Origin of the sequence: Achromobacter sp. Marseille-Q0513 (genome assembly GCF_018195695.1) — a bacterium.
In the GTDB taxonomy this organism is placed as follows: Bacteria; Pseudomonadota; Gammaproteobacteria; order Burkholderiales; family Burkholderiaceae_B; genus Achromobacter.
This window is the reverse complement of the sequence record NZ_JAGTJY010000124.1, coordinates 1-17,806: the sequence shown is the minus strand read 5'-3', so window position 1 is coordinate 17,806 and position 17,806 is coordinate 1. Positions and strand designations below refer to the sequence as shown.

The following is a 17,806-nucleotide window of genomic DNA, read 5'->3' as shown; positions in this document are numbered from 1 at the left end:
GACCACGTGATCGCGGCCATCAACGTGCCGCACATCGAGCGCATCGACCAGAAGGTCAGCCCCGATATCGCCCAGGTTGGGCAGATCGTCGGCAACGTGGCCAAGCGGCTGTCGGCGTTGATGGGGTATAGCGGGTATCTGCCCGAGGACGGTTGAGCGCCGGCGGATAAGGCCGCAGCCGGGCGGCGGCGCGATGCGCCATCCGGCCTACGCCGGACGCGCGGGATCGATGATGGAATGCGCCAGGTCCTCGATGTAGGCGTCGAAGGCATCGATGCCCTGCTCCAGGATCAGCGCGGCCTCCTTCTGGCTGATGGGCACCACCCATTGCAGCGCTACCGTCTCGCTGCCGACCGGAATGCGCTCCAGTTCCTCGCTTTCCCCGCGCAGCTCGTCGATCAGGATGGCCTTCGCGGTCCACTTCTGCGGCGCGAGCGGGCTGGCGCCCATCACGCGCGGCGGCTCGGAACCGTCCGTGTTCTCGATGCTGTGGGCGATCAGGTCGCAGAAATAGCCGTACACCCGGTCCACGCCTTCCCCGCCCAGGCCTGCTTCCAGCGCCATCATCCATTCGGCGTGAGCCGCTCCGGTCTTGTGATGGACGCGGGACAGGCCCACGGTCGCGTAGCGGGCCGGATGCGCGCTCGCCGCCGGCGGGAAATGATAGATCTCGATCCGCGCCTGCCCCGCGCGCCCTGTCATCACGACGCGGTGCGCCGGCATGCCCCAAGCCTGGATATACCGTCCCAGCACGACCGTCCTGGTGACGTCGAAGGACAGCGCCGCCTCCCTGGCCGATTCGATTTCGAGCTGCGCACCCATCATTGTTCTTCCCGTTGTGCCGGTCCGGCGTCCACGCCCTGTCGCCACGCGGCCCGTCACGGCGGCCATCAGGCCAGTCTTCCGGGCAGCCGCCTGGACGGCAAGGCGTAGGCATTCTACCGGCAGGCGCCCATGGCGGCTGCCGGCCACATCCGGTGCGCCGCCCGCCATCGGCCCCACCGTGGCACCTATTGATCCCCCCATCTGGCCCTAGCGTTCCATCCCCATCCGGGCAAACTGGCATCACACCGCAGCGACGCGGAGCAGCCGGACGCGCCGGGACGCGGTCTCACCCACGGAGATCACCATGAACGCGAGTTTGCGCATCATCCGCCGCTGCCTGCCCGTCGGCCTGGCCGCGCTGTTGCTGGCGGCTTCCGCCCAGGCCCAGACCAGGCTGGTGGTCGGCTACCAGCTGATCGTCGGCCCCTTCCTGACCGCCATCGCCGACGGCAGCATGGACGCCGCCCTGAAGGACGCCGGCTACCAGGTCGACTGGCGCCAGTTCACGTCCGGCGGCGACATTTCCACCGCGCTGGCCTCGGGCAAGGTGCCCGTGGGCGTGCTGGGCTCGACCGGCATCACCGCCGCCGCCACGCGCGGCGTGGACCTGCAGCTGTTCTGGGTGCTGGACAACATCGGCAAGTCCGAGGCGCTGGTGGCGCGCAACGGCTCGGGCATCGCAAGCACCGCCGACCTGAAGGGCAAGCGCGTCGCCACGCCGTTCGTGTCGACCTCGCACTTCCACCTGCTGGTCGGGCTGGAACAGGTCTGGAAGATCCCGCCGCGCGACGTACGCATCCTGAACATGCAGCCGCCGCAGATCGTCGCGGCCTGGGCGCGCGGCGACATCGACGCGGCCTATGTCTGGCCGCCGGCGCTGACCGAGATTGCCAAGAGCGGCAAGATCATCGCCGACTCCGAGCAGATCGGCAAAGCCAGCGTGCCCACCTTCGACGGCCTGGTGGCCGACCGCGCCTGGGCCGAGAAGAACCCCAAGTTCATGGCCGCCTTCACCGGCGTGCTGGCCAAGTCCTATGCCGCCTACCGCGCCAACCCGGCGGCCTGGACGGCCGACTCGCCGCAGGTCAAGCACATCGTCAAGCTGATCGGCGGCAAGCCCGAGGACGTGGCAGAGGCTCTGGGCCTGCTGGTGTTCCCGACCGCTGCCGAGCAGGCCTCGGGCACCTGGCTGGGCGGCGACAAGGAAGCCGGCGCCACGCGTGCCTTCAATGCCAGCGCGCAGTTCCTGAAGGAACAGAAGCAGATCGACAAGGCGCTGGGAGACTACAGCCCCTACGTGACGGACCAGTACGCCAAGGCGGCGGCAAAATAAGCGGGCGGCCGGGCCGCAGCCGCGGCGCCGGCCTCGTCGGGATCCGGCCCTGGCCGGATCCCGACGCCATCGATCAAGGGGAACAGGCATGCCCATGCAGTCACCCGAGGCGCGCGTGCTGTGCGCCGACCGAGTCAGCGTCACCTATCCCGGCCTGCACGACAGCGGCCCGGTGGTCGCGCTGCAGAACGTCAACCTGACCATACAGCCCGGCGAGTTCGTGGTGGCGCTGGGAGCATCCGGCTGCGGCAAGACCACGCTGCTGAGCCTGCTGGCGGGCTTTCTGTCGCCCACCGAGGGCCGCATCACGCTGGCCGGCCGGCCCATCGAAGGCCCCGGCGCCGATCGCGGCGTAGTGTTCCAGAAGCACGCGCTGCTGCCCTGGCTGAACGTGCTGGAGAACACCGAGTTCGGCCTGATGCTGCAGGGCGTGGACAAGCAGACCCGGCGCGCCCGCGCCCGCCGCAATCTGGAGCTGGTCGGGCTGCAGGACTTCCACCGCCACATGATCTACCAGCTGTCCGGCGGCATGCAGCAGCGCGTGGGCATCGCCCGCGCGCTGACCTGCGATCCCGCCATGCTGCTGATGGACGAGCCCATGGCGGCGCTGGACGCGCTCACCCGCGAGACCATCCAGGAGCTGCTGCTGGACATCTGGCGCGAGACCGGAAAGATGTTCTTCTTCATCACCCACAGCGTGGAAGAGGCACTGTTCCTGAGCTCGCGGCTGATCGTCATGTCGCCGCGCCCCGGACGCATCACCCACACCTTCACGCCGGACTTCAACCGGCGCTTCCTGGAGACCCGCGATGGACGTGGCATCAAATCCAGTCCGGACTTCATCGCCATGCGCGAACAAGTCCTCGGCATCATCTACGGCGACGAGCGCGCCGCCGCCGATGAGCACGCCGTCCATGCCTGACGCGGCGCGGCCGCGCCGCCGGCCGCCCTCGCCCGGCAAGGTCTACGGCGCGCCGGGCGCGGGCTACAGCGGCCACATCAGCCTGCTGACCAGCGTCGCGCTGCTGGGCCTGTGGTTCCTGGTGACCGAGGCCGGCTGGGTCAAGCCGCTGTTCCTGCCCTCGCCGCTGGCGGTGTACGGCAAGTTCGTGTCCGCCATGACCGACGGCGTGGCCAACTCGACGCTGGCCGAGCACGCGCTGGCCAGCCTGTCGCGCGTGTTCGGCGCGTTCTTCCTGGCCTGCCTGACCGCCATCCCGGCCGGCATCCTGATGGGCGTGAACCGCTGGGCGCGCGGCGTGCTGGATCCGCCGATCGAGTTCTACCGCCCCTTGCCGCCGCTGGCCTACCTGCCGCTGGTCATCATCTGGTTCGGCATCGGCGAATTCCCGAAGATCTTCCTGATCTACCTGGCCATCTTCGCGCCCATGGCCATCGCCGCGCGCGCCGGCGTGCGCTCGGTGTCGATCGAGCAGATCCACGCCGCCTACGCCATGGGCGGCTCGCGCGCGCAGATCGTGCGGCACGTGATCCTGAAGGCCGCGCTGCCGGAAATCTTCACCGGCATGCGCATCGGCATCGGCGTGGGCTGGACCACGCTGGTGGCGGCCGAGATGGTGGCGGCCGACCGGGGACTGGGCTTCATGGTGCTGAACGCCGCGCAGTTCCTGGCCAGCGACACCGTCATCATGGGCATCATCGTGATCGGCGCCTTCGCCTTTGCCTTCGACCTGCTGGTGCGCTACCTGGAACGGCTGGCGATACCCTGGAAGGGCCGGATCTGACGCTGCGTCCGCAGTTGCGTCCGGCGTTGCGTCTGAACCCGCGATACGGCGACCGGCAGGGCAATCCCCCATTCCTTGCCGCCGCCCGCTCCTCTATGCTGGAGAACGGAACCGGCCGCCCTTCACGGCGCGCCGGCACCGGACGCCCCGCCACTGGCGGCCGCGCCCGCCGCCCTCAGAAGGAGCCGCCATGTCCAGCCAGGCCGCGATGCTCAAGCCTGTGTTGTGGGAACGTCTGTTCGAACGCGAAAGCGCCCCCAATCTCAGCCTGCAGGGCCGCGTGCGCCAGATGCTGGTCTCGGCCATCCTCAGCGGCCACCTGCCGCCCGGCGCGCCGGTGCCGTCCAGCCGCCACCTGGCCGATCACCTGCGCATCGCGCGCAACACGGTGGTGTTCGCGTACCAGCAGCTGGTCAGCGAGGGCTATCTGGTGTCGCGCGAGCGCAGCGGCCATTTCGTCAGCGACTCGGTCATGCAGGGGCACCTGCAGAATCCCGCGCAGGGCCATGGCGCGCCCGCCGCAACAACGGCGGCCGATGACTCGCGGCGCCCCGCGCGCTGGGACGAGCGACTGCGTTTCCGCCCCTCGTTGCAACGCAATATCGTCAAGCCGCGCGACTGGCAGAAGCAGCCCTACCCCTTCGTCTACGGCCAGTTCGACCAGGACCTGTTTCCCACCGCCGAATGGCGCGAGTGCTGTATCAAGGCGCTGTCGGTGCTGGACATCCGCAGCTGGGCGCCGGACCTCATCACCCACGACGACCCCGCGCTGATCGAGCAGATCCGCACCCAGGTGCTGCCGCGCCGGGGCGTCTGGGCCGATGCCTCCGAGATCGTCATCACCGTGGGCGCGCAGCACGCGCTCTACCTGCTGGCCGACCTGCTGGTCAACGACGACACCGTGGTCGGCATGGAAGACCCGGGCTATCCCGACGCGCGCAACATCTTCGCCAGCCACACCCGTCACCTGTTGCCGCTGCCGGTCGATGCACAAGGCCTGATCACCGGCACCCAGCTGCTGGGCTGCGACTACGTGTTCGTCACGCCCGGCCATCAATGCCCCACGTCCGTCACGCTATCGCCCGAACGCCGCGACAGCCTGCTGGCCCTGGCCAGCCAGGCCGACAGCATGATCATCGAGGACGATTTCGAGAGCGAGAGCCGCTGGGGCGCCGAGCCGGTGCCGGCGCTCAAGAGCCTGGACCGCGAGGGCCGCGTCATCTACGTGGGCAGCCTGGCCAAGTCCTTCGCGCCGGGCCTGCGCATCGGCTACATCGTCGCCCCGCCCGAGCTGGCGGTCGAGCTGCGCGCGCTGCGCCGGCTGATGCTGCGCCATCCGTCCGCCTACATCCAGCGCGCCTTCTCGCTGTTCATCTCGCTGGGCCACCACCATTCGCTGCTGCGGCGCCAGTCGCAGGAGTACCAGAAGCGCGGCGCCGAGCTGGCGCGCGCGCTGGCGCGCCACCTGCCGGACTTCCGCGCCGCGCCCATCACCGGGTCCTCGTTCTGCTGGCTGGAGGGTCCGCCCTGGCTGGACGCCGCCGAGCTGGCCGAGGCCGCGCTGGCCGACGGCGTGGTGATCGAGCCGGGCAATGTGTTCTTCATGGACGGCGCCAGCGCGCCGCGCAACTTCCTGCGGGTGGGCTTCACCTCGATCCGGCTGGAGCAGATCGACCCGGGCATCGCCCGGCTGGCCGAGGTGGTGCGCCGCTACCGCTTGCGGGCAGCGGCCTGAAGGGGGCCGGCGCGCCGGCCCCCGTCTTCACAACATCTCGTCGCGCAGGTAGTACCAGCGGTACAGCAGGCTCTGGCCGAGCCGGCGGAACGGCGCGAACAGATGGCCAGGCAAGGGCGAGTCGTAGATCGGCAGGTCCCATTTCAGGCCGTCCTGGCCCATCAGCCGCTGCGCCAGCCGACGGCCGGCATGCGCCGAGAACGACACGCCGTTGCCGCCATAGCCAAACGCGTAATAGACCTGCTGCGCGGGATCCGGCTGGGTCACGCGCGGCATCATGTCGTGGCTGACGTCCACCCAGCCCCACCAGGAATAGTCCACGTCCACATCGCGCAGCGACGGGAACTTGCGCACCAGCCCGGCCTTGAGCAAGGCCAGGTGGCGCGGGTTCTGCGCGTCGGCGCCGTGGACCGCGCTGCGGCTGCCGATCTGCACGCGGCCGTCCGGCAGCAGCCGGTAGTAGAAGCGCAATGTGCGCGTGTCGGTGATGAAGACGGTGCTCTTCAGGCCGGCCGCCTCCAGCTCCGCCGGCGACAGCGCGCGCGTCACCAGCGAGTTGGACAGCACCGGCATGATGCGGTTGTCCAGCAGCGGATTCACGCCCTGCGCCGTGTAGCCGCCGGTGGCGAAGGCCACGCGCCGCGCGCGCACCGTGCCGCCGGGGGTCTGCAACAGATAGGCGCCGTTCTGCGCGCGCCAGCCCAGCACCGGGCTGGACGGATGGATGCTCGCGCCCAGCGCGCGCGCCTGGCGCAGGTAGCCGTAGGCCAGCTTGAGCGGATGCACGCCCACGCCGTCCGGCTCCAGCAGCGCGCCCACGGCCTCGTGATCGTCCACGTAGCGCTCGCGCAGCTGGTCCTTGCTCAGCATGCGCGTGTCGTAGCCGAAGACCTCGCGCATGACGCGGCTCTCGTTCTCCAGGAAGGCCATCTTCTTCTGGCGATGCGCCGTATACAGATGGCCGCCCGGCTGCGCGTCGCAGTCCACCTGCGCCACCAGGCTCTTCCAGTATTCGAAGCCCTCGCGGATCTCGGCGTCCAGCCGGCGGGCCGTATCCAGCCCCCAGCGCTGGATCCACTGCGAGCGGTACAGCCGCCCCGAGGCGTTCTGGCCCTGGCCGCCGTTGCGGCTGGTGCAGCCCCAGACCGCGCGGTTGGCCTCCAGCACCACCGCGCGCACGCCGTAGTCGCGCGCCAGCGTCAGCGCGGCCGACAGCCCGGTGAAGCCCGAGCCGACCACGGCCACGTCCACCTCCATGTCGCCATTGACCGGGCCGTCGTCCTGCGGCGGCGGCCCGGCGGTGGCGACCCAGTAGGTGGGCGCGTAGTCCTGGCCCCGCCCCGGCGGCGACACCAGCGGATCGTAGGCCGGGTCGTGGGGCCGGGGGCCGGGGCGGCCCGGCGTCGAAGCGTCCATGCGGGCATTCATCTGCGCATCCATGCGAGCGTCCATGCTTGGGCTCCCTGCGGTGTCGGGGCGGCGGCCGCCTCAGGCGCGCGCCGGCAAGGCCGGGCGCTGCTTGCGGTAGGCGTTCTTGACCTGGATCTTGCCGTTCTTGAAGGTGAACACGTCCACCATGTCGGCCTCGACGCGCGAGCCGTCCGCCGCCGTGCCGGTGAAGGTAGATTCCGACACGCCATGCTCGCCGCAGACCCAGTGCCGGCCGTTGCGCCACTGCGCGTCCGGAAAGTTCTGCCAGGCCGCCGCGAAGGCGCGGCGCACGGCGTCGGGCCCCTCGTGCCGCGCGCCCCACTGCTCCGGTCCGGCCACGGTCAGGAACACGCAGTCCTCGCTCATGAAGGACATCAGCGCATCGATGTCATGCCGGTTCCATGCGGCCGCGAACTCGGCCAGCATTTCCGCGCTGACGCTCTTGTCCATGGTGGTCCCCATTGCCTGCTCTCCTCTGTGGGCCTGTAGTCGCGGAACGGCGCGCCGCCCAGGCCCGCGCGGCATGCGCCATCGTCAGGATCAAGGTACGCGGCCACCGTTGGATGGACTAGAACCAGACGGGGGGAATCGCTTGCACCAGAAGGCAGGCAGGAAGGCCGAAGCGCCCCACGCGCGGGCGGCAAGCCGCGTTCAGCCGAGGGCCGCCGCGTCCAGGCAGGCAGCGATCTCATCCTCGCCAACGGCCCCGCGCATGCCGATCAGCACCAGTCCGGGTTCGACGACATCGTCCGGACGCCGCGCCTGCGCGTCGAAGCGCAGCCGCCGGCCCGCCCATTGCGCCAGCACCCAGCCATGCCGGTCGGTGCGCACCCAGCCCTTGGCGCGCATCAACGGTCGTGGCAGGAGCTTCATCTGATCCGCGAAACGGCGCGCGTCCAGCAGCGGCGGCGCGCGCCAGACCCAGGTATCGAAGGGATGCGCAGGATCCTCCTGCGGCCCGTGCGCGTGGCCGTGCTTCGTATCGCAGGCGCCGCACCCGCAAGCACGGGCGTCCCATTCCCCTTCCAGGCACTCCAGCCCGACGCGGCCCTCGCGCGCCTCGACCATGGCCGTGCCGCCGGTCTGGCCATGCAACCAATGCCGCAGCGCGTCCAGCTCCTGCCCGGACACCAGATCGGTCTTGTTCAGCACCAGCAGATCGGCCGCGCGCAACTGCCGCGCCACCGTGTCCGTCAGCAAGGGATCGGCTGCCACCTCGCGGATCGCGGCGGCATCGACCAGCACTGCCACGCCTTCGAGTTGCAACAGCGGATCGGCCAGCCCGACCTGCGCGATGCGCGCGGGGTCGGACACGCCGCTGGCCTCGATCACGATCCATTCCGGCGGCGGATCCAGCGCCAGCACCCGCGCCAGCGCCTCGTCGAGGCCGCCGGCCAGCGAGCAGCAGACGCAGCCGTTGGCCAGCCGCAGCACCTGCCCCGCGCTGTCCGCCAGCAGCCCGGCATCCACGTCCACCGGCCCGAAGTCGTTCACCAGCACTGCCGCGCGCCGCCGGTCCTGCGCCAGCGCATGGTTCAGCAGCGTGGTCTTGCCCGCGCCCAGGAAACCGCCGACCACGGTCAGCGGGATGCGTCCGCCCCTTGCGCCGTCCATCTCAGGCGTCCGAGGCCATCGGCCGGCCGCCGACGACGGTGCCCAGCACCCGCGCGTCCTTCAGGCGCTCGGCCGGCAAGGCCGAGGGATCGTCCTCCAGCACGCAGAAATCGGCGTGCTTGCCGACCTCGATGGAGCCGACCAGATGATCCATGTGCAGCGTGTAGGCCGCGCCCAGCGTGATGGCGCGCAGCGCCTCGTCCACGCCTATGCGCTCGGACTCGCCCAGCACCCGGCCCGAGGATGTCGTTCGCGTGGCCGCGCACCAGGCGGTGAACAGCGGCCCCAGCGGCGTGATCGGCGCGTCGGAGTGGATGGCGTAACGCACGCCCTCGCGCGCCGCCGTGGCGCAGGCGTCCATACGCTCGGCCCGGTCCGGCCCCATCGTCTGCGCGTAGTGCGCGTCCCCCCAGTAGTAGATGTGGTTGGCGAACAGGTTGGCGCACAGGCCCAGGCTGGCCATGCGCCGGAACTGCGCCGCGTCCGCCATCTGGCAGTGCTGCAGCGTGTGCCGGTGGTCCGGCCGAGGGTGTCGCGCCAGCGCCCGTGCCACCGCCTCGATCGCCACCTGCGTGGCCTCGTCGCCATTGGTGTGGATGTGCAGCTGCGCGCCGGCCTCGTGATAGGCCTGCACCAGCCCGTCCAGCTCGCCCGGCGCCGTCACCCAGATACCGTTGGGCGCGCCGTTGTGATAACCGGGCCAGCGCAGGCGCGCCGTGAAACCCTGGATCGAGCCGTCGACCACCAGCTTGACCATGCCCAGGCGCAGCTTGTCGTGGTTCAGCGCCGTGGCGGCGCGCAGCGTTTCCAGGCAGCGCGCCGGATCGCCCGGAAAGGCCAGCGCCGAGGCCGCCGGCACGATGCGCACCGGATAGTCCGGCTCGGCCGTGATGCGCGACAGCCGCGCCAGCCCTTCCCCTTCCAGCTCGTTCACCAGATCGGTCGCGGTGGTGACGCCGGCGCGCCGCGCCACCTGCCCGAACAGCCGCAGCCCGTCTTCCGACAGGCCCACGGTGCGGAAGGGGTTGCCGATCAGGCGTATCACGGGAAACATGGCGGCGAATTCACACAGCTCGCCGCTGGGGCTGCCGTCGGGCAGGCGGGTGATGCCGTCCACATCGGTATCGGCATCGATGCCGGCCCGCGCCAGCATGGCGCCGTTCACGTTCATCAGGTGCATGCTGGCGTGCATCACCACCACCGGCCGCTGACTGGACACGGCGTCCAGGTGGCGGCGGTCCATGCGCTCGCCGCCGAAGTAGATCGGATCGAAGCCCCAGCCGATCAGCGTCCGGTCCGCCGGCAGCGCGGCCTCGGCATCGCGCAGCCGCGCCGCCACCGCCTCGAAGCTCTTGAGTCCGGGCCAGGTCCTGCCGTCCGGACCGCGACGATCGTAGTAGCCCACATACACGAACTTCCACATGCCGCCCTCGGGCAGATGGCAGTGGCCTTCCACCAGGCCGGGCATCAGCACACGATCGGCGTAGCGCCGGTCCAGTTGGGCCGGTCCCCAGGTCTTGAGCTCATCCAGCCCGCCCACGCCCAGGATGCGGCCGTCGCGCACCGCCACGTGGGTGGCGCGCGGCCGGGCCGGATTCATGGTCAGGATACTGCGGGCCTGGTAGATCGTGGTCGGAACGGCGGGTTGGGACATGGATCGGACTCCTGTGGCGGGATAGTGAGCAGGCTGCATAGCGGGAGGCGGCCGCGCAGCCCGGCAGCCTAGGCCGAGGCCGGGCGCGGCGCGCCCATGAACTTGCCGGCCGCTGAACTTGTCGTCATCTACAGCGGCGCGACCAGCGCGCCGTCGCGCAGCTCGACGAAATGGCAGGCCACGCCATGGCCTGGCGCCACCTCGCGCAGCGGCGGCTCGCTGGCGGAACAGGCTGGCCGCGCGGCCGGACAGCGCCCCGCGAACCGGCAGCCCGGCGGCGGATCGACCGGGCTGGGCGGATCGCCAGACAGCCGCACGCGGCGCGTGGCGGCCTCGCGCCCGCCGCGCACGGTGGGCACCGCCGACATCAGCGCGACGCTGTAGGGATGCAGCGGCCGCGTGAAGAAGGCGCGACGCGAGGCGCGCTCGATGATCTTGCCCAGGTACATCACCGCGATGTCGTCGCAGATGTGCTCGACCACCGCCATGTCGTGCGAGATGAACAGGAAGGACTGACCGCGCTCGCGCTGGATGCGGCGCAACAGGTTCAGGATCTGCGCGCGGATGGCGATATCCAGCGCCGACACCGGCTCGTCGCAGACGATCAGGTCCGGCCCGCTGGCCAGCGCCCGCGCCACGTTCAGCCGCTGCCGCTGGCCGCCGGAGAACTGGTGCGGATACAGCGCCTGCTGGTCCTGCCGCAGGCCCACCAGCTCGAACATCTCGGCCACGCGCGCCGCGCGCCCCGCCGCCGGGCCGATGTCCATCAGGTCCAGCGGCGCGCGCACGATGTCGCCGGCGCGCTGGCGCGGATTGAGCGAGGAATACGGATCCTGGAACACCAGCTGCAGCCGGCGGCGCATGCGCCGCAATGGCTCGCCGCGCAAGGCGGTCAGGTCCTGCCCGTCGAAATGGATGGCCCCGGCGGTGGGCTCGGACAGGCGCAGCACCGACAGCGCCGTGGTGGTCTTGCCGGAGCCCGACTCGCCCACGATGGCCAGCGTGCGGCCCCGCGCCAGCTCGAAGGACACGCCGTCCACGGCCTTGACCGTGGCGGTCCGGCCGCCGCCGCTCGATACGGGGAAATGCACGGCCAGGTCGCGCACCGACAGCAGCGGCGCGGAGACGGCCGAGGCCGGGGCCTGAGTCTGGATGGGAATCTGGGTCTGGGTCTGGGTCTGGGTCTGGGTCTGGATCATGCTTGCGCCTCCACATAAAGCCAGCAGGCCACGCCATGCTCCGCGCCGGATGCAGCGGCGTCGGTAGCCGCCGCGGCATCGACGTCCATGCGTATCGCGCCGGCCCGCGACGGCCGCGCCAGCGGCGGAAACGCCTCGCGGCAGCGCTGCATCGCCCGCTCGCAGCGCGCCTGGAACGGACAGCCTGGGCCGCGATCCCAGATCGACGGCACCACGCCGGGGATCTCCGGCAGGTCCGGCCGCGCCTCGTCCGGCTCGCGGTCCAGCTCCGGCAGGCAGGCGATCAGGCCCTGCGTGTACGGATGCAGCGGCTCGGCCAGCACGTCGCGACAGGCGCCCTGCTCGACGATGCGCCCGCCATACATCACCACGATGCGGTCGGCCATCTCGGACACCGCGCCCATGTCGTGCGTGATCATCAGCACCGCCGTGCCACGCCGCGCCTGCTGCTCGCGCAGCAGGTCGAAGATCTGCGCCTGCACCGTCACGTCCAGCGCGGTGGTCGGCTCGTCGGCGATCAGCACGGCCGGATCGCAGGCCAGCGCGATGGCGATCATCACGCGCTGGCGCATGCCGCCGGACATCTGGTGCGGATAGTCATCCACGCGCCGCTCGGGCGCCGGTATGCCCACCGAGCGCAGCATCTCGATGGCGCGCGCCCGCGCCCGCGCCTTGTCCAGGCCCTGGTGCAGCCGCAGCGGCTCGGCGATCTGCTCGCCCACCGTGTAGACCGGATTCAGCGCGGTCATCGGCTCCTGGAAGATCATGGAAATGCTGTTGCCGCGCACCTGCCGCATCGCGCCCTCGTCGCGCGCGGCCAGGTCCTCGCCGCGCAGCAGCACGCGGCCGCCGCCGATGCGTCCCGGCTCGGGCACCAGCCGCATGATGGCCAGCGCCGTCATGCTCTTGCCGCAGCCGGACTCGCCCACCAGACACAGCGTCTCGCCCGGCCGCAGCTCGAAGCTGACCGCATTGAGCACGTCGGCGCTGCGACCGCGCGCGCGGAAAGCCAGCGTCAGGTTCTCGACACGCAGCACCGGATCGGCCGCGCCGGCCGCCGGCGCATCGCCGGGCGTCGTCACTTGCAGGACGGCGGCGTTCATAGCCGTCCCCTGGACGCCGGATTGAGCGCGTCGTTCAGGCCGTCGCCGATCAGGCTCACCGCCAGCACCGTCAAGAAGATGGCCGCGCCCGGCAGCGTCACGGCCCACCACGCGGTCAGGATGTAGGGGCGGTTGCTGCCTATCATCAGCCCCCAGCTCATGACGTTGGGATCGCCCAGGCCCAGAAACGACAGTCCGGCCTCGAACAGCACCGCCGTGCCCACCGCCAGCGTGGCCGACACGATCAGCGGCGCCAGCGCGTTGGGCAGGATCACACGCCAGATGATGCGCGCGTCGCCCGCGCCGATGACGCGCTCGGCCAGCACGTACTCGCGCCGCTTGAGCCGCAGGAACTCGCCGCGCGCCAGCCGCGCCGTGCCTGTCCAGCTGACCACGCCGATGGCGATGGCGATCGTCGCCAGCGACGGCGAGAACAGCGTCACCAACACCATGGCGAACAGCAGCGTGGGCAGCACCTGGAAGAACTCGGTGACGCGCATCAGCGCCTCGTCGATCCAGCCGCCGTAGTAGCCGGCCAGCGCGCCCACCGTCACCCCGATCAGCACCGACAGCACCGCCGCCACCACGCCCACCAGCAGCGTGGCGCGGCCGCCGTGCACCAGGCCAGTGAGCACGTCGCGCCCCAGGTAGTCCGTGCCCAGCAGGAATTCGGCGCCGGGCGGCTCCATCGGCGCGCTGACGATCTCGAAGGGATCGGCCGGCATCAGCGCCGGGCCGAACAGCGTTACGGCCAGCACGGCCGCCAGCAGCAGCACGCCGACGACGGCCGAGGGATTGCGCAGGAAGGCGCGCAGCGCCTCGCGCGACTGGCGGGCCGGCGCGCGGCCGGGCGGGGCGGCAGCGCCCGTCGCCACGGCGGCCGGGGCGGCGGCGACGGCGACGGATGAAACAGACGTGGCGGACGTGGCGGACGAGACGGATACAGCGGATACGGCGCTCGGCGGCGCGGCGGGAGTCTGGCTCATGATGTCTTGATCCGGGGATCGACCAGCCGATAGGCCAGATCGGTGAGCTGGTTCATCACCACCACCAGCAAGGAGGCGAACAGCAGAATGCCCAGCAGCGTCGGATAATCGCGCCGCAGCACCGAGTCGAAGGCCAGCCGGCCCAGGCCGGGCCAGTTGAAGACCGTCTCGACCAGGATGGCGCCTGCCAGCACGTTGCCGAACTGCAGGCCCAGCATCGTCACCACCGGCAGCACGCCGTTGCGCAGCGCGTGCTTGTACAGCACCGTGCGCTCGGGCAGGCCCTTGGCGCGCGCGGTGCGGATGTAGTCGGCGGACAGCGCCTCGATCACGCTGGCGCGCGCCAGCCGGCTGTATTGCGCCAGGTAGACGAAGCCCAGCGTGCAGGCCGGCAGCACCAGGTGATGCAGCACGTCCAGCGCGCCGGCCCAGCCCAGCTCGGACGCGCCCGCCGTGCGCATGTCCGACACCGGGAAGATCGGCAGCATCGACGCGAACAGGATGATGAGCAGGATGCCGGTCCAGAACACCGGCGCCGAGTAGCCGACGATGGACAGCAGCGTGATGCCCTGCGACAGCGGCCCGTTGGGCTTGCGCGCGGCCAGCGTGCCCAGCAGCGTGCCGGCCAGGAAGGCGCCCAGCACCGAGGTCACGACCAGCAGCAGCGTGGCCGGCACGCGATCCCAGATCAGCTGCGTCACCGGCAGGTTGAAGAAATAGGAATGGCCCAGGTCGCCGCGCAGCACCTGCCCCAGGTACAGTCCTAGCTGCGCGATGAAGGGCTTGTCCAGCCCGTATTGCGCGCGCAACTGGGCGCGCAGTTCCTCGCTGATGCCGCCCATCGAGCCGGCGATGGTCTCGACCGGATCGCCCGGCGAAATGTGGATCAGCAGGAAATTCAGCGTCACCACCGCCAGCAGCAGCGCCAGCGCATAGGCCAGCCTGCGTCCCAGGTATCTCAACATGGCGCCCTCCTCGGCCTTATTGCAGCCAGGTCTCGTCCAGCGGCGACAGCACGCCCCAGATGCCTTCGGGCAGGCCGTGGACCTTGCGCGAAGCCAGCGTGTGGTACGGGATCACGGTCAGGAAGTCGATCGGCAGGTCTTCCGTGACCAGCTTCTGGAAGTCGGCGTACAGCGCGCGGCGCTTGCCCTCGTCGGTTTCCACGCCGGCCTGCTCCAGCAGCGCGTCGACCTTGGGGTTCCTGTACGACTGGGTGTTGGTCCAGACGATGTCGCGGATGTTGCTGGACAGATAGGTCCGGTGCACGCCGATCACCGGGTCGCCCCAGTTGAAGACGATGTCCGTGGTCAGGTCGAAATCATGGCTGGCGATGCGCTTGGCCCAGGTCGGGAAGTCCGGCGAGGCGCGCACTTGCACCGCGATGCCGACCTTCTTGAGCTGGCTGCGCAGGTATTCGGCCACGTTCTTGCCCTGCACGTCGCTGCCCGGCATGTAGTCCACGGTCAGCGTCATGCGCTCGCCCTTGCCGTCCTTCTTCAGGCCGGCCTCGTCCAGCAGCTGCTCGGCGCGCTTCAAGTCCAGCGGATACTTCTTCAGGTCCGCCGAGGCATAGGGGCTGGTGGCGATGATGGGGCCGTCGGCCACCGTGGCGAAGCCGCCATTCAGCGCCTTGGCGATGAAATTCTTGTCGATGGCGTAGGCGATGGCCTGGCGCACCCGCGCGTCGTCGAAGGGCTTGCGCGCGGTGTTGAAGGCCAGCCAGCTCAGCGCGCCGATGCCTTCGTAGCCACGGCTGGTCATCGAAAGCGCGGCATTGTCCTTGGCGCGCCGCAGCAGCGTTGGCTCGCTCATGTAGGGCAACACCTGCACATCGCCGCGCTCCAGGCCGATCAGCAGGTTGGTGGCGTCGGGGTTGATCTTGACCACCACGCGGTCCAGGTAAGGCTTGCCGGGCAGGAAGAACTTGTCGAAGCGCTCCAGCACGATTTCCTGGCCGGGCTTGAATTCCTTGAGCCGGTACGGTCCCGAGCCAACCATGTCGGCCGAATTGCGCGGATGCGATTTCAGGTCCTGGCCGTCGCCGTAGACATGCTTGGGCAGCACCGGCATCAGCGCCGGCGACATGGCCAGCAGGATGGCCGGATGCGGCCGGGACATGCGCAGCACCGCCGTGTAGGGATCCGGCGTCTCCACGCTGTCGACCGGCGCCAGCATGGTCTGGAACGGATGGTTCTGCTTGACCGCCATGACCGAGAAGGCCACGTCCTCGGACGTCACCGGCTTGCCGTCATGAAACAGCGCGTCCTTGCGCAGATGCAGCGTCAGCGTGCGCGCGTCGGGCGACAGCTCCCAGGATTCCGCCAGATACGGCTGCGGCTTCCAGTCGGCGTCAAAGCGCAGCGGGCTGGCAAAGAGCTGTGCGCTGGGCAGCGCCGTGGCGATGCCGGACTGCACCGCGCCGTTCAGGTGGCGCGGCACCTGCGTCGAGCCGATCACCAGCGTGCCGCCCGTCTTGGGCGTTTCCGCCGCGCCGGCCGAGCCGAGCGCGAACGCGGTAAGCAGGCCGGCCAGGATATGTCTTGCGCTGCGCATGTCGCTTCCCCCTTGGAATCGTGGTCCATCGGCCGCTTCGTGCGTGCCGACGGCCTGGGGTCAAGCGTAGCCACGCGCCGGAGCCGGGCTTAGTACCAAAACGCCGCTGTCGTTGGTGCCAGCGGAAGATTGCGGCGCGTGGCGGAAAGACGGATCAGGCCGCGGCGGCCAGCGTGGCGCTTTTCGGAAAGAAGATGGCGCGGCTGGGATCGAAGTCATACAGACCTTCGAATTCAGCGGCGTCCGAGGCCAGTTCCAGCACCGACGCCAGGATGAAATCGGCCTTGGCGTCCGACAGCAGCGCGCTGAAATTCAATCGGACGAATCCAGGCTTTTCGATTTCGCGACCGTCAAGAATGGCCTGCCGCATGAGCAGCGACTGCTCCTCGCCGATGTCGAGCAGGCGATGGACATAGGGCCCGGCGCAGGCGCAGCCGCCCCGTGCCTGGATGCCGAATCGGTCGCTCAGCATGCGCGTGACCAATTGCTGGTGCACGAAACCGCCCGCGCCGTTGCGCACGCGGAAAGAAAATACCGGCAGGCGGTTGGCCGTCAGCGACCCCAGCAATTCCAGCTGTCCCGCGTCTTTCCAGGCGCCCAGCGCCCGCTGCACGAAGTGCGCGTTGCGTTGCTGCATGAAATCGGCGCCCAGTGCTTCCTTCACCAGCAGGACCAGCGCGGCGCGGATATCGCCCACGACGTTCGGGGTGCCCGCCTCTTCGCGTGATTCCAGGCTGCCGCTGTAATCGTGGCCGGCCGGCGACACGAACTTGACGGTGCCGCCGCCCGGCCAGGCCGGCGTCGTCTCGGTCACGGCGTCGCGCCGGACGATCAGCACGCCCGAGGCGCCGGGACCGCCGATGAACTTGTGCGGCGAGAAAACGATGGCGTCGATCTGCGCATCGGCGGCAGGCGACATCTGGATGGACAGGTACGGCGCGCCGCCGGCGTAGTCCCACAGCATTTTCGCGCCTGACCGCTTGACCTGCCGCGTGATGGCCGGGACGTCCGCGACGATGCCGGTCACGTTCGAGGCCGCCGACAGCGCGCAGATGACGAGCGTGCCGTCCGGCGCTTGCAATGCGGCGGCCAATTCGGCCAGGTCCGGTCCGCCTTCGGGGCTTTCCCCCAATTCGATGACGTCGGCGCCGCATTCGCGCCAGGGCAGGATGTTCGAGTGATGCTCATACGGGCCGATGATCACGCGGACCTGTCGGCCCGCCGCGAGGGCCGCGCGCACACCAAAAAGATGGACCAGCCGGTTGATGCCGGCCGTTGCGCCCGAGCCCGCGAAGATCACCGCGTGCTCTTCGCCCGCGCCGCAGCACCGGGCGATGGCGGCGCGCGCTTCGCGGCGCAACCGGGTGATGAATCCGCCGCAATAGGACGCTTCGGTATGCGAGTTGGCGTAATACGGCAGCACTTGCTCAAGGATGAAGCGTTCCACCTGCATCAAGGCGCGGCCGGACGCAACGTAATCGGCATAGACCAGCGGCTTCGCGCCGAACGGGCCGTCGATGGCGGCGTCCTTGCCAATGAGCCCTTCCGCGAGCGCTGCCGCGACGTCGCCGGTTTTCAGGCTCTCTTGAAACTGCTGCAAGGGGGTGGTCTTGGCGGGGCTGGTC

The 17,806-nt window shown here is 70.0% G+C and carries 15 protein-coding genes; 4 read left to right on the top strand and 11 right to left on the bottom strand.

What is annotated here, in order from left to right:
• Positions 1 to 207: 207 nt before the first annotated feature.
• Positions 208 to 822 carry a suppressor of fused domain protein gene (locus KDH83_RS21375; RefSeq protein ID WP_212319575.1) on the bottom strand — a complete coding sequence of 205 codons (615 nt, stop codon included), beginning with the start codon at positions 820 to 822 and terminating at the stop codon, positions 208 to 210.
• Positions 823 to 1,129: 307 nt separating this feature from the next.
• Between KDH83_RS21375 and tauA the strand changes: the two genes are divergently transcribed.
• The 4 genes from tauA (at position 1,130) to KDH83_RS21355 (ending at position 5,638) form a co-directional block, all read left to right on the top strand.
• A complete protein-coding gene (gene tauA, locus KDH83_RS21370; protein WP_212319573.1) occupies positions 1,130 to 2,158 on the top strand; it encodes a taurine ABC transporter substrate-binding protein in 1,029 nt (342 codons plus the stop codon).
• A gap of 88 nt (positions 2,159 to 2,246) precedes the next feature.
• On the top strand, positions 2,247 to 3,080 hold the full coding sequence (locus tag KDH83_RS21365) for a taurine ABC transporter ATP-binding protein (protein ID WP_212319571.1): 834 nt from the start codon (positions 2,247 to 2,249) through the stop codon (positions 3,078 to 3,080).
• Positions 3,073 to 3,903 carry an ABC transporter permease subunit gene (locus tag KDH83_RS21360; protein WP_212319583.1) on the top strand — a complete coding sequence of 277 codons (831 nt, stop codon included), beginning with the start codon at positions 3,073 to 3,075 and terminating at the stop codon, positions 3,901 to 3,903. The genes KDH83_RS21365 and KDH83_RS21360 overlap by 8 nt, the downstream gene beginning before the upstream one ends.
• A gap of 190 nt (positions 3,904 to 4,093) precedes the next feature.
• The gene (locus KDH83_RS21355) at positions 4,094 to 5,638 is read left to right on the top strand and encodes a PLP-dependent aminotransferase family protein (protein WP_212319569.1); all 1,545 of its coding nucleotides are present in this window, start codon (positions 4,094 to 4,096) and stop codon (positions 5,636 to 5,638) included.
• 27 nt (positions 5,639 to 5,665) lie between these two features.
• Here KDH83_RS21355 and KDH83_RS21350 read toward each other — a convergent pair whose 3' ends face one another.
• The 10 genes from KDH83_RS21350 to KDH83_RS21305 form a co-directional block, all read right to left on the bottom strand.
• Positions 5,666 to 7,054 (bottom strand): FAD-binding oxidoreductase, encoded by a 1,389-nt coding sequence (locus KDH83_RS21350; RefSeq protein WP_212319581.1) that lies wholly within the window; start codon positions 7,052 to 7,054, stop codon positions 5,666 to 5,668.
• A 72-nt stretch (positions 7,055 to 7,126) separates the two neighbouring features.
• Entirely contained in the window at positions 7,127 to 7,519 is a 393-nt protein-coding gene (locus tag KDH83_RS21345) for a nuclear transport factor 2 family protein (protein WP_212319579.1), read from the bottom strand.
• 201 nt (positions 7,520 to 7,720) lie between these two features.
• The gene (locus tag KDH83_RS21340; RefSeq protein ID WP_212319568.1) at positions 7,721 to 8,683 is read right to left on the bottom strand and encodes a GTP-binding protein; all 963 of its coding nucleotides are present in this window, start codon (positions 8,681 to 8,683) and stop codon (positions 7,721 to 7,723) included.
• A gap of 1 nt (position 8,684) precedes the next feature.
• Positions 8,685 to 10,337 carry an amidohydrolase gene (locus KDH83_RS21335; protein WP_212319566.1) on the bottom strand — a complete coding sequence of 551 codons (1,653 nt, stop codon included), beginning with the start codon at positions 10,335 to 10,337 and terminating at the stop codon, positions 8,685 to 8,687.
• 128 nt (positions 10,338 to 10,465) lie between these two features.
• A complete protein-coding gene (locus KDH83_RS21330) occupies positions 10,466 to 11,536 on the bottom strand; it encodes an ABC transporter ATP-binding protein (protein WP_212319564.1) in 1,071 nt (356 codons plus the stop codon).
• Complete coding sequence (locus KDH83_RS21325) at positions 11,533 to 12,639, bottom strand: ABC transporter ATP-binding protein (RefSeq protein WP_212319562.1); 1,107 nt, start codon at positions 12,637 to 12,639, stop codon at positions 11,533 to 11,535. Before KDH83_RS21325 ends, KDH83_RS21330 begins: the two co-directional genes overlap by 4 nt.
• Positions 12,636 to 13,625, bottom strand: a complete 990-nt coding sequence (locus tag KDH83_RS21320; RefSeq protein WP_212319560.1) for an ABC transporter permease — start codon at positions 13,623 to 13,625, stop codon at positions 12,636 to 12,638. Before KDH83_RS21320 ends, KDH83_RS21325 begins: the two co-directional genes overlap by 4 nt.
• Complete coding sequence (locus KDH83_RS21315; protein WP_212319558.1) at positions 13,622 to 14,590, bottom strand: ABC transporter permease; 969 nt, start codon at positions 14,588 to 14,590, stop codon at positions 13,622 to 13,624. Before KDH83_RS21315 ends, KDH83_RS21320 begins: the two co-directional genes overlap by 4 nt.
• 16 nt (positions 14,591 to 14,606) lie before the next feature.
• Positions 14,607 to 16,181, bottom strand: a complete 1,575-nt coding sequence (locus KDH83_RS21310; RefSeq protein ID WP_212319555.1) for an ABC transporter substrate-binding protein — start codon at positions 16,179 to 16,181, stop codon at positions 14,607 to 14,609.
• A gap of 154 nt (positions 16,182 to 16,335) precedes the next feature.
• The coding region (locus KDH83_RS21305) for an aminotransferase class V-fold PLP-dependent enzyme (protein WP_349291650.1) at positions 16,336 to 17,806 on the bottom strand (1,471 nt) is incomplete at its 5' end.

What these genes read in the sequence shown, in the direction of transcription:
- KDH83_RS21375 (WP_212319575.1), bottom strand. Translation starts at nt 822, where the DNA reads ATGGGTGCGCAGCTCGAAATCGAATCGGCCAGGGAGGCGGCGCTGTCC.
- tauA (WP_212319573.1), top strand. Translation starts at nt 1,130, where the DNA reads ATGAACGCGAGTTTGCGCATCATCCGCCGCTGCCTGCCCGTCGGCCTG.
- KDH83_RS21365 (WP_212319571.1), top strand. Translation starts at nt 2,247, where the DNA reads ATGCCCATGCAGTCACCCGAGGCGCGCGTGCTGTGCGCCGACCGAGTC.
- KDH83_RS21360 (WP_212319583.1), top strand. Translation starts at nt 3,073, where the DNA reads ATGCCTGACGCGGCGCGGCCGCGCCGCCGGCCGCCCTCGCCCGGCAAG.
- KDH83_RS21355 (WP_212319569.1), top strand. Translation starts at nt 4,094, where the DNA reads ATGTCCAGCCAGGCCGCGATGCTCAAGCCTGTGTTGTGGGAACGTCTG.
- KDH83_RS21350 (WP_212319581.1), bottom strand. Translation starts at nt 7,054, where the DNA reads ATGGACGCTTCGACGCCGGGCCGCCCCGGCCCCCGGCCCCACGACCCG.
- KDH83_RS21345 (WP_212319579.1), bottom strand. Translation starts at nt 7,519, where the DNA reads ATGGACAAGAGCGTCAGCGCGGAAATGCTGGCCGAGTTCGCGGCCGCA.
- KDH83_RS21340 (WP_212319568.1), bottom strand. Translation starts at nt 8,683, where the DNA reads ATGGACGGCGCAAGGGGCGGACGCATCCCGCTGACCGTGGTCGGCGGT.
- KDH83_RS21335 (WP_212319566.1), bottom strand. Translation starts at nt 10,337, where the DNA reads ATGTCCCAACCCGCCGTTCCGACCACGATCTACCAGGCCCGCAGTATC.
- KDH83_RS21330 (WP_212319564.1), bottom strand. Translation starts at nt 11,536, where the DNA reads ATGATCCAGACCCAGACCCAGACCCAGACCCAGACCCAGATTCCCATC.
- KDH83_RS21325 (WP_212319562.1), bottom strand. Translation starts at nt 12,639, where the DNA reads ATGAACGCCGCCGTCCTGCAAGTGACGACGCCCGGCGATGCGCCGGCG.
- KDH83_RS21320 (WP_212319560.1), bottom strand. Translation starts at nt 13,625, where the DNA reads ATGAGCCAGACTCCCGCCGCGCCGCCGAGCGCCGTATCCGCTGTATCC.
- KDH83_RS21315 (WP_212319558.1), bottom strand. Translation starts at nt 14,590, where the DNA reads ATGTTGAGATACCTGGGACGCAGGCTGGCCTATGCGCTGGCGCTGCTG.
- KDH83_RS21310 (WP_212319555.1), bottom strand. Translation starts at nt 16,181, where the DNA reads ATGCGCAGCGCAAGACATATCCTGGCCGGCCTGCTTACCGCGTTCGCG.